The sequence below is a fragment of the Paraplanobispora takensis genome (assembly GCF_016863195.1).
Classification (GTDB): domain Bacteria; phylum Actinomycetota; class Actinomycetes; order Streptosporangiales; family Streptosporangiaceae; genus Planobispora; species Planobispora takensis.
Map to the genome: position 1 here is coordinate 1 of NZ_BOOK01000024.1, position 15337 is coordinate 15337.

At 75.1% G+C, this 15337-nt stretch carries 11 protein-coding genes; 3 read left to right on the forward strand and 8 right to left on the reverse strand.

All coding sequences use genetic code 11. The features are described from left to right. From Pta02_RS16800 to lanKC, 7 genes are all read right to left on the reverse strand, one after another. On the reverse strand, positions 1 to 1336 hold a 1336-nt coding region (locus Pta02_RS16800), incomplete at its 3' end, for an AAA family ATPase (protein WP_203875775.1). Continuing rightward, entirely contained in the window at positions 1336 to 1524 is a 189-nt protein-coding gene (locus Pta02_RS16805; RefSeq protein ID WP_203875776.1) for an aroma-sacti cluster domain-containing protein, read from the reverse strand. The genes Pta02_RS16805 and Pta02_RS16800, both read right to left, overlap by 1 nt. Next, complete coding sequence (locus Pta02_RS16810) at positions 1497 to 2222, reverse strand: iron-containing redox enzyme family protein (RefSeq protein WP_203875777.1); 726 nt, start codon at positions 2220 to 2222, stop codon at positions 1497 to 1499. Before Pta02_RS16810 ends, Pta02_RS16805 begins: the two co-directional genes overlap by 28 nt. 103 nt (positions 2223 to 2325) lie before the next feature. Further along, positions 2326 to 4398 carry a prolyl oligopeptidase family serine peptidase gene (locus tag Pta02_RS16815; RefSeq protein WP_203875778.1) on the reverse strand — a complete coding sequence of 691 codons (2073 nt, stop codon included), beginning with the start codon at positions 4396 to 4398 and terminating at the stop codon, positions 2326 to 2328. After that, positions 4385 to 5659: an MFS transporter gene (locus Pta02_RS16820; protein ID WP_203875779.1), complete on the reverse strand. Its 1275-nt coding sequence runs from the start codon at positions 5657 to 5659 to the stop codon at positions 4385 to 4387. The genes Pta02_RS16815 and Pta02_RS16820 overlap by 14 nt, the downstream gene beginning before the upstream one ends. Positions 5660 to 5697: 38 nt before the next feature. After that, complete coding sequence (locus Pta02_RS16825; RefSeq protein ID WP_203875780.1) at positions 5698 to 5838, reverse strand: hypothetical protein; 141 nt, start codon at positions 5836 to 5838, stop codon at positions 5698 to 5700. 561 nt (positions 5839 to 6399) lie between these two features. Further along, entirely contained in the window at positions 6400 to 9009 is a 2610-nt protein-coding gene (gene lanKC, locus Pta02_RS16830) for a class III lanthionine synthetase LanKC (protein WP_203875781.1), read from the reverse strand. A gap of 267 nt (positions 9010 to 9276) precedes the next feature. Between lanKC and Pta02_RS41925 the strand changes: the two genes are divergently transcribed. The 3 genes from Pta02_RS41925 to Pta02_RS16845 are packed head-to-tail and all read left to right on the forward strand — an operon-like array spanning position 9277 to position 13357. Further along, entirely contained in the window at positions 9277 to 11172 is a 1896-nt protein-coding gene (locus Pta02_RS41925; protein WP_203875782.1) for an AfsR/SARP family transcriptional regulator, read from the forward strand. A gap of 44 nt (positions 11173 to 11216) precedes the next feature. Then, positions 11217 to 12278 (forward strand): radical SAM protein, encoded by a 1062-nt coding sequence (locus Pta02_RS16840; protein WP_203875783.1) that lies wholly within the window; start codon positions 11217 to 11219, stop codon positions 12276 to 12278. Continuing rightward, a complete protein-coding gene (locus tag Pta02_RS16845; protein WP_203875784.1) occupies positions 12275 to 13357 on the forward strand; it encodes a radical SAM family protein in 1083 nt (360 codons plus the stop codon). Before Pta02_RS16840 ends, Pta02_RS16845 begins: the two co-directional genes overlap by 4 nt. On the opposite strand, the gene Pta02_RS16850 is transcribed toward Pta02_RS16845, so the two are convergent. Further along, the gene (locus tag Pta02_RS16850; RefSeq protein WP_203875785.1) at positions 13342 to 15309 is read right to left on the reverse strand and encodes a hypothetical protein; all 1968 of its coding nucleotides are present in this window, start codon (positions 15307 to 15309) and stop codon (positions 13342 to 13344) included. The two genes, Pta02_RS16845 and Pta02_RS16850, sit on opposite strands and share 16 nt — an antisense overlap. Positions 15310 to 15337 lie beyond the last annotated feature (28 nt).

The following is a 15337-nucleotide window of genomic DNA, read 5'->3' on the forward strand; positions in this document are numbered from 1 at the left end:
CGGCCAGTTCGTGGGCGGCCAGTTCGTGGGCGGCCAGTTCGTGGGCGGCCAGTTCGTGGGCGGCCAGTTCGTGGGCGAGCGCGCGCGAGTGGTCCTCGCCGAGCCGGTCCAGGGAGTGCAGGAGGCTCGTCTCCCAGCGTTCGCGCAGCTCGGGACGGCCCAGGCACAGCACCAGCAGCGGCAGGTCGCGGGCTCGGGCCGCCAGCAGGGTCAGGGCGTCGAGCAGCGGCGGCGCGGCCCACTGCATGTCGTCCAGGATCAGCACGACCGGACGGTCCCGGCAGGCGGCCCGCAGCAGGCGCCCCACCGCCCAGACGGTCTCCTCCAGGCTGGTGCCGGGGGTGCCGTCGGCCAGCAGCCCGGCGATGAGCGCGGAGACGATCTCGCGCTCGGTCCCCTGCTCGATCTCCCGCCCCGACTCCCGATCTGTCCCCCGTCCGGCCCGGGCCTCTCCGGTGATCTGCCCGGCGACCTCTCCGGCCAGCGGGCGCAGCGCCTCGGCGAGGCTCAGCAGTGAGCCGCCCTCCCCGTAGGTACGGCAGCGGCCGGAGACGATCGCGGCCCGGCGCGCGGCCGGTGAGCTCTCGGTCCAGGCACGGACCAGCCGGGTCTTGCCGATGCCGGCCTCGCCGCAGAGCGTCACCGTCCGGCACTCTCTCCGGGCGGTCACCGCCGCCAGGTGGGCGTCCAGGCTGCGGACGTCGTCACGGCGGTTGACGAAGGACAGGTCGAAGCGGCGCGACAGGGCGGGGTCGTCGGCCCGCACCGCCTCCACCCGCCAGGCCCTGACCGCGGCGTCGACCCCGCGCAGGCTGAGCGGCCCGGTCTCGGCGGCCACCACGGCGGGCCCCGCGGCCAGCCGGGTGTCGTGCCCGATGAGGATCTCGCCGGGCGCCGCGGCGGTCTGCAGGCGGGCCGCCACGTTGACCACCTGCCCCGACACCAGTCCCTGACCCGTGTCGTTCTCGGCCGAGGCCACCACCTCGCCGGTGTTGACGCCGATGCGGGCGCGCAGCCGTACGCCGAACTCGGCCTCCGCCTCCTCGTTGAGCTCCTCCAGCGCGGCCCGCATCTCCAGGGCGGCCCGTACCGCCCGCAGGGCGTCGTCCTCGTGCAGCGCCGGCACGCCGAACACCCCGACCACGGCGTCGCCGATGAACTTCTCCACGATCCCGCCGTGGTACTCCACGCGGTCCCGCATCAGCTCGAAATACCGCAGCAGCACCGAGCGCAGCGACTCCGGGTCGAGCTCGCCGCTGAGCTCGGTGGACTCGGTGAGGTCGCAGAAGACCACCGAGACGACCTTTCGGACGACGCCGTCGCCGGTGGTGGCCATCAGAACAGCAGACCGCCGATGGTGTGCGCCTCGACCTCGGGCGCCGCGTCCATCATCTGGAGCTGGATGGAGATCAGCAGGGCCGTCTCCTCCTCGCTGAGCCCGGCGAGGACTTCAAGCTGCTCCTCACCGCCGGGGCTCAGGTCGATGCCCGCCTCGGTCAGTTCGCGGATGGGGTCGAATTCCACGGTTCCTCCTTGAAGTCCTCCGCAGTGGAGTTCTGTGCGGTCGGGCCGAGCAGGCCGGTGAACAGGCGGGTCGCGGCGTGCACCGTGTGCAGGGCGCTGAGCCCGACGGCCTGCTCCTGCTCCGGGGTGAGCGGCAGCCCGTCCAGGACGGCGTCCAGCTCGGCGCGGTGCCCGAGGTCGAGCTCGCCGTGGTGGCGCAGCGTGCGGAACGCCGCCGGCGGGAAGCCGGTCACCGCGCGCAGGTGCGCCATCAGCGCGTCGGTCGGCGGGAAGCCCTCCATGGCGGCGATGTAGCCGAGCAGGGCCGCGGGGTGGTGGTGGAGCGTCCAGTAGTACTGCGCGCCGACGAGGGCGGCCGCCGCGGCCGAGGGCCGGCCGGGGGCGTGGCCGAGCACGGCCAGGTCCGCGCGGAGCCAGTCGTCGTGCCCGCGCTCCTCCTCGATGTGACGGCGCAGATAGCCCGCCAGGGCCGGCTCTCCGCGCCGTACCGCCTCGGCCAGGGCGGTCTCCATCAGCGGGACCGAAGCGGTGATCACCGCGTGCATGGCCCCCAGGTAGGCCGGATAGCGCAGCCGCAGGCCGGGCGCGGCCCACAGGCGGGCGGCGGCGGCCCGCAGCCCCGGCATGAGCAATTCGATCTTGGCATGGAGGCTCCGGCTGCGTGCGCCGGGGACCGTGCCGTTCGTCGTGTCCGCCATGGCGCAAGGGTCGCGGCGCGCGGTTGGCTTCCGGTACGGATCCGGTTGGTTTCCGGTATGGCCCCCGCTCACGGAGGGTGCGCCCTCCCCCCGTCCCCGGTTCTCACCGGCCATGGACCTCTCCCCCGTCCGTGATCGGGGTCAGCCCGGTGTGCACGGCCATGAAGGCCAGCATTCTCGCGGCCAGCCGGGCCCCGTCCTCTCCCTGCGCGCCGGTGTGCCCCATCTTCTCCACCAGGTGGTGCAGTACGGGCCCGGCGGCGCCGGCGGCGTGCTGCAACTGCGCGGCCATCTTGCGCGAGTGCACGGGGTCGACTCGCGTGTCGTTGTCCCCGGCCACGAGGAGCACGGCGGCGTGCACGAACGGCGCGCTGACATTGTGGTACGGGGAGTAGCTCAGCAGCGCCTCCAGGGCCGCCGGGTCGTCCGGCGAGCCGTACTCCCGGCGCCACGCCCGGCCCAGGCCCCAGCGCTCGTAACGGATCATGTCCAGCGGCGCCCCCACGCTCACGGCGGCGGCGTAGGCCCGCGGCCGCTGGACGACGGCGCCGGCGGCCAGGAGCCCTCCGTTGCTGCTGCCCAGCAGGGCGAGCTGCTCCGGCCGCGTCCACCCGTGCCGGACGAGCCAGTCGGCGGCCGCGTGCAGGTCGGCCAGCGCGTTCGGCTTCCTGGTCCCGGCCCCGTCCCTGTGCCACTGCCGGCCGCGCTCGCTGCCGCCCCGTACCCCCGCGACGGCGCCCACGCCTCCCCGCAGCACCCAGGCCAGGATGTCGGGCTCGTAGCTGGGCCGGAAGGACAGGCCGAAGCCGCCGTAGGCGCTGAGCACGGTCGGCCGGGGCCGGTCCCCGTCCGGCCCGGCGGCGGGCGCCAGGATGGTGAGCGGGACCTCGGTGCCGTCGGCCGAGCGGTAGGTGCGGTGCAGGACCCTGATGTCCGCCCGGGGGACGCCGCCCGCGTCCAGGGGGCTCACCCGCCCCGACTCGACGTCCAGGTGCCACGCCGAGGGGGGGATGGCCCAGTCGGTGTACCTGAGCGTCAGCGCCCCGGGACCGGGGCCGGTCCTGATCCCGAGGACCGTGCCGGCGCCGGGCAGCGCCACCTCGGTGAGCGCCGCGCCCGTCACCGCGTCGTGGACGGTCATCCGGCTGACGCCGTCCCGGGCGCGCAGCGCGACCAGCCGTCCGCCCCGCGCGGTGCGGGCCAGCGCCACACTGGACAGGACGGCGCCGGGATCCTCCGGCAGGAGGATCCGCCAGGGGCCCCACCCGCCCGGGACGGGATCGGCCACGAGCACCTGCCCGAACCCCGCCGGCGTGGAGACGGTGGCGAGCAGCCGGCCGTCCGCGTCGACCAGGACGCCGGCCGAGGCCGCCTCGAGCGACAGCGGCCGCAACCGTCCGTCCGTCTCGACGTCCGCCACGAACACGTGGGTCTGCGGCGAGGTCCCCTCCCGGAGGGTGAGGATGAGCCACCGGTCGCAGCAGAGCCTGACGTGGTAGCGGGTGAGATCCCCCTCGTCCCCGGCCACGAGCTCGTCGCCGGCGGGGTCGGCGCCGATCGTGTGCCGGTAGACGCCCGTCCCCGGGCGGCCGGGGCGGCCGCGGACGTAGAAGAAGCTGCGGCCGTCGGCCCGCCACTCGACCGGCGAGTAGCGGGTGTGCGCGATCTCCTCCACGATCCGCCCGGTGGCCGCCTCCACCACCGACAGCGGGGTCTGCCGCTCGTCGCCCGCCAGGACGACCTGGAGGGCGATGTGCTCTCCCGTCGGCGACGGCTGCCAGCGGGTGACGGCGGCCTCCGGCGGGAAGGCGGCGCCCAGGGGCCGCCAGGGGGCGTCCCCGCCCTCCCGGACCAGCACCTCCCAGGGGGAGAGGGCGTCGGGCCGGCTCAGCCGGAACTCCCGCGATCCGGCGATCTTGGCCGGGACCGGGGCCGGTCCGCCGGCCAGCTCGCGCACCATCCGCTTCCAGTCCTCCTGCCCGGGCAACCGCTCCAGGTATCCGGTGCTGAGGAGCTGCTGGTCGCCGATCCAGCGGCGGGCCGCCGGTGAGCCTTCCTCCTCCAGCCAGCGGTACGGGTCCGCGACCGGACGTCCGTGATAGTCGTCGACGATCCGTTCCCGGGGAGCCTCGGGATAGCGCGGAAGACCGGGGTACGGCTCTTCAGCGGGCTTCACGGCCGGGCTCCGGAACGCTCGGTGACGCGCCGGGCGCCGGAGCGGGCCGATCCAGCCGGCCACGGCGCACCGAGACCAGGAAGATCAGCGCCGCGAGGACGGCGAGGGCCTGGCACAGCCACAGACCGCCGCGCACGCCGAAGCGCTCGCCGGCCAGGCCGCCCGCCAGGGCGCCGACCGTGCCGGCCAGCGTCGCGACCGACAGCATCAGGGAGCTGACCCGGCCGAAGAACTCGTCGCCGACGTCGTCCGACAGGACGCCGACGATCGCCAGGTTCGCCCCGGCGCTGAAGAACACCGGCAGCGCGGTCCCGATCACGACCGCCGTCATGGCCAGCCAGAGCGGGCCGTACGCCGCCGGGAGCGCCAGACCGGACAGGCCGGCGGCGGGCAGGCAGATCACCAGCAGCTCGCGATGGGTCAGCCTGCGGGAGAGCAGCCGGGACGCCGCCATCGTGCCCACCGCGGCCAGCAGTGTGGCCGCCACCGACGGCAGGCCGTAGAGGGCGACGGGAAGCTGCAGCGTGTCCAGCATGAACACCGCGCGCTGGGCGATGGTGCCGCTGAGGGCGACGTTCGACAGCACGGCGTAGACGACGAACGCGACCAGGAGGCGGTTGGCCCGGATGGCCGCCCCTCCGGCGCGCAGTTCGCGCAGCAGCCCGGTGCGCGGGTGGGCCGGTTCCCGCCTGCGGTCCTGCGAACGCAGCGAGCGCAGGGACAGGGCGCTGAACAGGTAGGTGAGGCTGTCCATGACGAACAGCAGGGTCGCGCCCACCGCGGCCACCAGGGGCCCGGCGACCGTCGCCGCGACCGAACGGGAGAGCAGCTCGGAGGTCTGCAGTTTCCCCCTGGCCCGGCTGAGGTCGCCGACGTCGAGACTCCTCAGGTGCGAGAAGTACAGGGCGTTCAGGACGACCTGCGACAGGCCCAGCAGGAAGGCGGTCCCCGCCAGGATCGCGACGCTCAGCAGGCCGCCGAGGGCCAGGGCTCCGCACAGGAGCATCGTGCCCGCGCAGATCAGGTCGACGAGGACGAGCGTGCGCCGCGGGCGGGTCACCCGGTCGGCCAGGGTCCCCAGCACCGGGCCGAACAGCAGGGCCGGCAGGGTCGCGCCGGCGACGATCAGGGACACCTCGCGCGGCCCGGCGTCCAGGACGGTCACGGCCACCACCGAGGTGGCCGTGGCGGTCAGCGTGCTGCCGAAGGCCGAAGCCGTCTGCCCCCACAGGTACAGGCGCAGATCGGAGGCCCGGGTCATGAGGGATGCGGTCCCCGTCATGTCGTCCGGCCCGCCGCTCAGATCGGGAAGGCGTTCGGGCAGACCAGCGACATCATGCTGAGGGGACCGGTGAGGTTCCCCGTCATCTCCATGTGCGCCTGGACCTCTCCGTCGTCGAGCTCGTAGGGCAGATCGTTGAGGGACATCACTTCGTCCATGGTCTTCCTCCTCGGGGGGGTCGCTTCTCCTGGGACGGGTCGCACGGATCCCGCCGCCGTGACCGCGGGGAAGGGCGGCACCGGTTCGTGATCCGGTGCCGCCCGGCCGGGACGTCGTGTCGCGGTCACCGGACGGTGCCGGGACGCCGCGACATCACTCCTCCCGGTCCGTCTCCGTGAGAGGTCCGACGGCGGGGTGGGTCATTCCACGCTTCCGCAGTTGCCGACGAAGATGGACAGGCTGCTCCAGGGAGCCTCCTCCTCGTTCTCCTCGGGCTCGCGCAGAACCTGCAGCCTCAGGGCGTCGATCATGATGTTCTCCTTCTCCGGTGGTGGTTCGTTTCCATGGGGATCGGCCGGCTTCGTACGGAGGTCCGCCGGCTTCGTACGGGGATCCGCCGGCTTCGTACGGGGATCCGCCGGCTTCGTACGGGGATCCGCCGGTGGAGCGGGATCACTCCACGCTTCCGCAGTTGCCGACGAAGATGGACAGGCTGCTCCAGGGAGCCTCCTCCTCGTTCTCCTCGGGCTCGCGCAGAACCTGCAGCCTCAGGGCGTCGATCATCGTGTCCTCCTCTCCCGGTGATGTGGGTGTACGGGGGGTCTGGTGAGGGCCGCGTCGAGGGTGAACAGCGGGTCCGGGAGTCCGGTGAGGATCCTGCTCAGGGCGAGGACCACACCGGCGGAGCCGTGCCACAGGTCGGCGCTGAACCGCATGAGGAGCGAGGTGGACAGGAAACGCACCCCGTTCCGGCCGGGGACCGCGTGCTTGAAGAGCGCGGTCCCGGCTTCGATCTCCCGGATCGCCAGGTCGGGCCGGTCCAGCAGCGCGGCGGCCTGTCCCAGGGCGAGGCCCAGCCCCGCCTGTCCGGCGAACAGCGCGGGAGCCACGGCGAACCGCCCCGAGCAGGCGCGCAGGCTGCGCCGGAGTGCGTCGGCCAGCACGGGGTCGTCGGCCGTCGTGAGATAGCGGGCCGCGACGTGGGCGTATCCGGCGCTGCCCGCGAACAGGTAAGGCATGTTGCGCCCGTCCGTCTCGGACACCCGGAACCCGAGCGCGTCGGTCTCCAGCGGCCGGCCGTGCTGCAGTTCGTCGCGCAGCAGCCGGGCGCCGCGCTCCAGCATGTCGGGGTCACCGGTGAACCGGCTCAGGTAGTACAGGGCCAGCGCGATGCCGGGACGCCCCTCGACCAGGCCGGAGGCGTCGCCGGGGCCGAGCGAGGGGACGAGCCCGGCGTCCCCGGGGATCGCGGCCAGCGTCCGCATCGCGCGCTCGACGTGCCGGTCGTCGCCGGTACGGCCGTGCAGGAACAGATGGGCCATGGCCACTCCGGCCGCGCCTCCGCCGAGTGTGGCGCAGGTACGGCTCAGCGGATGCCGGTCGGCCGCGGCGAGCAGTTCCCCGGCGGCCTCGACCTCCCCGAGGTCCGCCAGGACCCAGGCGATGCCGGCGTTGCCGAAGAACAGGCCCGGCGGTGTGTCGTCACGCTCGCGCAGGGACTCCTCGCGCAGCCGGGCGACGATCCGCGGATCGACCGGGCGGCCCGAGGCCCGCAGGGCGTGCAGCACCCCGGCCGTGCCGTGGGCCACGCAGCGGGTGTTGGTCGTCAGCCCCTGCGGGGTCGTCGGGAAGATCCGGTGCGGGTCGTCCGGCCGGGCCGCGGCCTCGATCGCGTCGGCCGTGCGGTCCCGCAGCCACCGCAGGGCGGTGAGGGGGTCGCGCCGTACCTCCTCGGGGGCGGGCATCAGCGGGCGCTCCGGGCGGCGGCGGAACCGGGTGGCGAGGTTCCAGAGCCGGTCCGGCACCGGGGCGAGATCGGTGAGGTCGCGATACAGGTGACCGGCCGCCTCTCCGTTGCGGTCCAGCACGTTGTGCGAGGGGAACAGCAGCGCCTGCGCCACCGCCGACAGCCCGAACTCGTCGAACCGCCGCGTGTCCATGGCGGCCAGGCTCCGCCGGTCGAGCGCCTCCGGAGGCATGAACCCGGGCGCCCCCATCGGTCTGGCCACCGCGCCGATCCGGCAGGCGGCCTCGAAGTCGACCAGTCTGACCCCTTCGTCCTCGTCGATGAGGACGTTCCTCGGGTTGAGGTCGACGAACGCGTACCCCAGCTCGTGCAGGGTGGAGACGATCTTCTTGAGCCGGTCGAGGATCGCCAGGCAGCGCCGGTAGTAGCCGGCGAACGCCTCGGGCGGCAGCCCGATCCGGATGTTCGGCTGGTTCGCCACCGCCCACTTCGCCAGGGTCCTGCCCGGGACCAGCTCCGAGACCAGATAGCTGTTCTCCCAGTGCGCGAAGACCCCGATCGGCTCCGGGCATATCCCCGGGCTCAGCTCGTGCAGGTCCCGCAGCGTCCGGTGCTCCTGCGCCAGCAGGGTCTGGGCGTCGCACCCGTCCCACCAGTAGCCGTTGTGCGCCCGCGCCTCCTTGACGAAGACCCGCCGGCCGTCCGCGGTCCGGGCGAGGTAGGCGCCGCCGGCGTTGCTGTGCTGGACCACCGCCTCGAAGGTGTATCCGCCGAAGGTGACGGGCCCGCCCGCGCCGGCCGCCGGCTCCGGCGCGAACGGGTCGGCGACCCCGGGCGGCAGCGTGAACGTCGGCCGCCGCTCGTCGGGGATCTCCCGTCCCCCGGGGTCGAGCATGGTCGCCTGCCGGGTGCCGTCGGGCCGCAGCCGGTGACGCTCGCGGAACGAGCCGTACCGGTAGGCCACGGACGAGGAGGAGCCGAAGCGGCGGTCGGTGAGGATGTACGGCCCGGCGAAGCCGGCCAGCCGGTCCTCCAGCTTGACGAGCAGGTCGTGGGCGATCCGCCGGGTCGGCGGGTACAGGGCGCAGAACTTGCCGCTCTGCGTGCGGGGACCGTGCTTGTGATGGAGCCACAGGAAGAACCTGCTGCCGCTCACGTGCTTGAAGGGGATCGAGAGCTCGGCGCAGACCCCGGCGACGATGTCCAGCACGGCCTGCGCGTTCTCCAGGGAACTGCAGACGTGCACCTTCCAGCCCTGGTCGGCGGAGACCGCCCGCGGAGGCGTCCACATCGTCCAGACGCCGTGCGAGCGCCGGTCCCAGCCCCCGGGTGCCGCGGCGGGGGTGTACGGCTCGCCGGGCTCACCGAGTTCCGGCGGCTCGTAGTAGTCGGGATGGGCAAGGGTGAAGCCGAAGTACTGCATGGTCGATGAAGCTAGGCAGCCCCGGCTGGGAAGCGGTTGGCCGCCGGTTGGACCTCGGTAAAGGCGCACGTTCGGGGCCCTTGCGGGCGCCGCGCCCGGCCGGGGAGCGCGCGACGCGGAACGCGATGGCACGGGTTGGAACGCCTATAGGTGAGACGGGGAGACGGCGGCGCGCCCGATCGGCGGCCGGGCCGTCGATGTCCACCGCAGCCGGACAGGCGCGGAAGGCGGAAAAGGGGTTTCAGCGTGCGCGTATCCACCAGGCCCGTGCGAACCGGGACCACGGACGAGACGACCTTCGCGGTGCTGGGGCCGCTGCAGGCGCGGCGCGGGGGCGGCCCGCTGCCGCTCGGCCCCTTCAAGCAGCGGGCGCTGCTGGCCGCCCTGCTGTGCAGGGCCAACCGGGTGGTCTCCACGGGCACGCTGATCGAGGCGTTGTGGGACGACGATCCCCCGCGTACGGCGCACAAGAGCCTGCAGGTCTACGTCGCCACGCTGCGCAAGGAGGTATTGGGCCCCGCCACGCGCGGCCACCTGACCCACAGCCCGCCCGGGTACCTGCTCGGCATGCGGCCGGACCAGCTCGACGCGCTGGACTTCGCCCACCGGGTGGACGAGGGCCGGGCCATGGCGCGCCGGGGCGAGACGCGCTCCGCCGCGCGCACGCTGCGCGGGGCGCTGGAGCTGTGGCGCGGCGCTCCGCTGCCCGATCTGACCGTGATGCCGCTGATCGCGGCCGAGGTGGCCGCGCTGGAGGATCGCCGCGCCGGCGCCTTCGAGGACTGGGCCGAGCTGGAGCTGGAGCTGGGCAACCACACGGGCCTGCCGGCACCGATCCGCGAGCAGGTCGAACGCCACCCGCTGCGCGAGCGCCTGCGCAGCGCCCAGATGCTGACGCTGTACCGCTGCGGCAGGCAGACCGAGGCCCTGGCCGTCTACGAGGAGGTGCGCCAGACCCTGGCCAGGGAGCTGGGGCTGCAGCCCAGCCCCGTGCTGGAGCGCCTCTACCGGGACCTCCTGGCCGGTGACCCGGCACTGACCGCTCCGGCCGTCCCGGAACCGGTCGCCCTCACCGGCCCGCCCGGAGAGCCGCCGGAGGCGGCGGCGCCGGGCCGCCCGGACCGCGGGGCCCCGGCGCTGCTCCCCCGGGACCTGCCCGACTTCACGGGGCGGGCCGGGCCGCTGCGCGAGGTGCTGGCGGGGCTGCGGGTCACGCGGCCGGGCTCGGGTCCCGTCACCGTCGTGTCCGGGCTGCACGGCTGCGGCAAGACGGCGCTGGCGGTGCACGCCGCCCACCGGCTGCGCGGGCGTTTCCCGGACGGGCAGATCTTCGTGCGGCTGCGCGACTCCGGCGACCGGGCGCGGCCGGTCCGCGACGTGCTGGCCGAGCTGCTGCGGGCCACCGGTCACGGCGGGCGGTTGCCGCGCACCACCGAGGACAGGGCCGCGCTGTACCGGACCGGCCTGGCCGAGCGGCGCATGCTGCTGGTGCTGGACGACGCCCCCGGCGAGCACGCCGTACGGCCCCTGCTGCCGGGCGCCGGCGCCAACGGCGTGCTCGTCACCAGCCGGCGGCGGCTCGGCGCGCTGGAGTCCGCCCGGCACGTGGAGCTGGGCGAGCTGCCGGCGGCCGAGGCGGTCGAGCTGCTGGCCGGGATCGCCGGGCCCGAGCGGGTGGCCGACGACCCGGCGGCGGCGGAGCGGATCGCGCGCGCCTGCTGCGGGCTGCCCATGGCGGTCAGGATCGCGGGCGCGCGGCTCGCCGCCCAGCGCCACATGGCGCTGGGCTGGTACGCCGGATGGCTCGGCGACGCGCGGGTCCTCGTGGAGGAGCTGACGCACGGCGGCGGCGACCTGGCGCTGCGCACCTGCGACGCCGTCTACCGCCACGAGCTCGACCAGACCGCCTGGTCGGCCTTCCTGCACATGGCCGCGGCGGGTGCAGGGCCGTTCACCCTCACCCGGATCGCCGTACTGCTCGGCCTGCCCGTGCGGGAGACGGCCCGGATCATCGACCGGCTGATCGACGTCGCGCTGGTCGTGACGGTCGCCGGCGCGCGCGAGGCCGCGCCTTCCTACCGCGTCCCGTGCTGGCCCCGCCTGTCGGCGCGGGGGGTGCCCGCCGAACAGGCCCCCCGCCCGCGCGAGGCGCGCCCCGCGTGAGGCGCGCCCCGCGTGAGAACCCCGGAACCGACCAGGAGATCCGCATGCACCTGCTCGACATCCTCTCCCTGCGTCCCGTCCCCGCCTCGGCGGTCTTCCTGAGCCTGACCCGCCGCTGCCCGCTGTCGTGCCGGCACTGCTCCACGAGTTCGACGCTCCGCAGCGAGGAGCATTCGGAGCTGCCCTTCCTCCGGCTCGTCTCGTCCTTCACCTCCGGCCTCCACCCCCGGCTCGTGCTGATGTCGGGCGGCGAGGCGCTGCTGCGGCCGCACCTCGTCGAGCGGATCGCGGCGCGGGCCCGCGAGTCGGGCACCGGCTCCTACCTGCTGTCCGGCATGTTCTTCGCGCGGCAGGCCCGGATCCCGGCCCCGGTCAGGAAGGCCATCGAGGCGGTCGACCATTTCGCGGCCAGCATGGACGCCTTCCACGAGGAGGAGGTCCCGCGCCGGGCGGTGCTGGCCGTGCTGCGCGCGCTCCAGGCCGAGGACCGGGACATCAGCGTCCAGCTCACCGGGCTGAGCGACGACGACCCCTATCTGGCGGAGGCCGTCGGCGACATCCGCGACGCCCTGGGCGACCAGGTTCCCATCCTGGTCGGCCTGGTCGGTCCGGTGGGCCGGGCCGCGAAGTGGGCGGACGGGCGGCGCAGGATCCTCACCCACCGCCCGATGGCGTCCGTGCCCGCGCCGTGCACGATGGCCGCCTGGCCCGTCGTCACCTTCGACGGGACCGTGGTGGCCTGCTGCAACCAGGACGTGGTCGACCGGGGCGGCGGCGTTCCCGCGCACCTGCGGCTCGGGCACGCCGACCGGGACGGCTGGCCGGAGATCAGGAGACGCTCCGTCACCCGTCCCCTGCTCCGGGCGGTCCGCGCCGTCGGCCCCCGCGCCGTCGCCACGTTGAGCGGCCTGCACCAGGCGGGCGACTACTGCGAGACGTGCCGGTCGCTCGCGGACGACCCGCGCGCCGCGGCCACCGCCGACCGCCCGGTGTTCACGCTGCTGGAGAGGGAGGCCAGGAACCGCCAGCTCGCCGAGGGCCCGGCCGGTTTCGCCCGTCGCTTCGGCTCCGCCAGGTACGGCGAGCTGGTCGGCCTGGGCCGATGAGCGTCCCGCCCACCCCGCCGGCCGAACCGCAGAGCACCCCGCCCACTCCACCCGCCGGGCCGCAGAGCACCCCGTCCGTCCCGCCCCGCCTGCGGCTCGCCGAGATCGAGCGGGCCAGGGACACCCCCGCAGCGGCCGTGCTCCTGTTCATCACCGACCGCTGCCCGGTCGGCTGCGGGCACTGCTCGGTCGACTCGCGTCCCGACAGCCCCCGCATCACCGACTTCACGCTGTTCGAGGGCGTCCTGGAGGCCCTGTGCGCCGGCGGGCACCGTCTCGTCGGCGTCTCCGGCGGCGAGCCGTTCGTCGAGCGGCGCGCCCTCACCCTCGCCGCCGAGCGGATCACCTCCGCGGGCAAGCAGCTCGTCGTCTACACCAGCGGCTTCTGGGGCGCCGGGGTGCCCGCCTGGGTCCGGCGGGTGGTGCGGGCCTGCTCGTGCGTGGTCCTCAGCACCGACGCCTTCCACCGGGCCCGGCTGGCCGACGACCGGTTCACCGCCGCCGCGCGCGCCGTCGCCGAGGAGGGAGCGGGGCTGGTCGTGCAGGTGCTCGACGACGAGGCGGCGGTGGAGCGGGCCACGGACCTGCTGGGCAGGGCGCTGGGGCCCTCGTGGCCGGAGACCGCCGAGCTCAATAGGGTCGGGCTCCTGCCGTACGGCCGCGCGGCGGGGTTCGGCGCGTCCCGCCCCCGGATCCGGGGCGGGGATTTCGGCCCGTGCAGGGTCGCGCGCACCCCCGTCGTCCGCTACGACGGCGTCGTGTCCGCCTGCTGCAACGAGGCCGTCGTCATGGGCCGGGGCCCCGCGGCGTTCCGGCGGGCCTGCGGCGGCGCGGCGGAGACGGGGGCGGCCCTGGCGGAGCTGCGGCACCACGCCCTGTTCTCCGCGATCGCCACCGCCGGGCCCGGCCCGCTGACCGCCGACCCCCGCCTCGCCGATCTGGCGGACCGGGAGTTCGCCTCCGTCTGCGAGCCCTGCTGGCTGATCGCCTCCCGCCTGCCGGACCCGGCGGGCGACCCGCTGCTCAGAGCGCTCAACGCGATCACCTCCGGCGGGGCGGGCGGTCAGCCGGGGCGGTAGCAGCAGCGCACCCCCGTCTGCACGGTGGCGCGCAACTCGCCGCCGATGACCGGGTCGGCCTGGTCGATCCGGTTCAGGGCGCGCCTGATGGCCTTGCCCACGGCGATCCTGGCCCGCTCCTCGTTGCCGGCGAAGCGGCGCGAGCGCCCGCCCATGCCGGTGGCCGCGGCCAGTTCGGCCACCAGCCAGTCGCGCTCGGCGCGGGCCGCGGCGGCCCGCTCGGGCTCGTTCGCCGAGTCGAGCTCGTCGATCTCGGCCCGCAGCTGCGCCAGCCGCCGCCGGTAGTCGTGTACGGCCAGGTCGTCCAGGATCGGCTGGGCGGACTCCGCGGCCCCGCCGACCGCCGTACCGCGGAGCGCGGAACCCGCGGCCAGCTCGGTGGCGGGGATTTCGCGACCCGGGTTGGCCAGCAGGGTCGCCAGGTGCCCCATCCCCACGCTGTGCCCGACGAGCGCGGCCCGGTGACCCAGCTCGACCCGCCACTGCCGGCCGCGGCGGCGGGCCACGACCCCGGGCGCCCGCTCCCCCGCGCCGCCCCCGGTCACCGGGCCCCCCGGGTCCGGCCGGAGCCCGGCGGGCAGCACCATGCCCAGGGCCGCCGCCTCCCGCGCGGCCAGGTCCAGCTCGCACCGCGCGCCCGGGTCGCGCGGCCCGTCGCGCAGTGCCAGCGCCTGGCCCAGGCGCGAGCGCGCGAGCACGGTCGCCGGCCAGTGCCCCAGGGCGAGGTCGTCGTGCAGGGCCGCACGCAGATGCTCCACGGCCCTGTCCGCGTTCCCCATGGTCAGGGCGGCCACGCCCAGGGAGTGCTGGACCGACCCCAGGCAGGCCACCCCCAGGCTGGCGATCACCGGGAGCCGCGCGAACGGGCTGAGGAGGGCGTAGGCCCGCTCCGCGGAGCCGGTGTCCCGAAGCAGGTGCGCCGCCTCCACCACGCCGTACATCGACACCAGCCAGGTGCTGGAGCGGGGCAGGTCCGCCAGGTCCCGGCCGCGCACCCGGGCCAGCGCGCCGGCCGCCGGCCGCAGGTCTCCCGCCGTGGCCGCCGCCACCGCCAGGATCGCGGAATAGGAGTTGTCCATCACGCTGAGCGTCGGCGAGGCGACCAGTTCCGCCACCATCGGGGCCAGCTCGGCGATGCGGCCCTGGTACCAGCGGATCGCCACCAGCTGTCCTCCGTACCACACCGTCGCGTCCGCGTCACCGGCCGCCGCCCCCCGCTCGGCACAGGCCGCCGCCAGGGACTCGGCCTGCTCGAACCCGCCGTCGCGGATGCTGCGCATCACCTGGATCGCGTCGGAGACGAACCCGACCGCCAGGTGGTCGCCCTGCGCGAGCAGGCCGCGCAGCTCCCCGAGGCAGCGCTCGGCGTGCGGGTCGGCGCTCAGGAACAGGTCGACGGTGCGCCACAGCAGTCCCATCAGCAGGTCGCTGCGGCGGTCCGTCCTGGACGCCTCGCCGATCAGCTCCTGGGCCAGCTCCATCCGCAGCGCTCCGTGCTCGGGCCCCAGCAGGCAGTGGTGCGCCAGGCTCAGCGCCTCCGTCAGCGCCGCGGCGTCGCCCGCCCGTCTGGCCTCCGCGACCATGGCGAGGATCCCGGCGTGCCCGCCGGTGCGGTAGTCCTCCTCCCCGGCCAGCCTGATCCGCAGCCGCAGCCCCAGCGACGACCGCGGGTCGACCGACGTCAGGGCGCGGTGCTGGCGCATCCGCACCCGCGCGGCGTCGGCGGCCATGCGGTGCTCGTGCACCCACAGCCCGCCCATGCCCAGCGCCGCACGCGCCATGCCGGACCCGTCCCCCCGGCGTTCGGCCTCCCCGTAGGCCGCCTCGAACAACCGCCGGCCGGTCTGCAGATCACCCTCGACGAACAGCGCGCGCTCCCCTCTCATGAGAGAGAGCGCGACGTCGTCGTCCTGCCGCGCCGTACCGGCGTCCAGCCCGTGTGCCTTCCCCATCGGCATCCCCCACGGCAGGCAGTCGTCA

Excerpts from the sequence above, each read along its gene's own strand:
- Pta02_RS16810 (WP_203875777.1), bottom strand. The coding sequence starts at position 2,222 with ATGGCGGACACGACGAACGGCACGGTCCCCGGCGCACGCAGCCGGAGC.
- Pta02_RS16820 (WP_203875779.1), bottom strand. The coding sequence starts at position 5,659 with ATGACCCGGGCCTCCGATCTGCGCCTGTACCTGTGGGGGCAGACGGCT.
- Pta02_RS16825 (WP_203875780.1), bottom strand. The coding sequence starts at position 5,838 with ATGGACGAAGTGATGTCCCTCAACGATCTGCCCTACGAGCTCGACGAC.
- lanKC (WP_203875781.1), bottom strand. The coding sequence starts at position 9,009 with ATGCAGTACTTCGGCTTCACCCTTGCCCATCCCGACTACTACGAGCCG.
- Pta02_RS16840 (WP_203875783.1), top strand. The coding sequence starts at position 11,217 with ATGCACCTGCTCGACATCCTCTCCCTGCGTCCCGTCCCCGCCTCGGCG.
- Pta02_RS16845 (WP_203875784.1), top strand. The coding sequence starts at position 12,275 with ATGAGCGTCCCGCCCACCCCGCCGGCCGAACCGCAGAGCACCCCGCCC.
- Pta02_RS16850 (WP_203875785.1), bottom strand. The coding sequence starts at position 15,309 with ATGGGGAAGGCACACGGGCTGGACGCCGGTACGGCGCGGCAGGACGAC.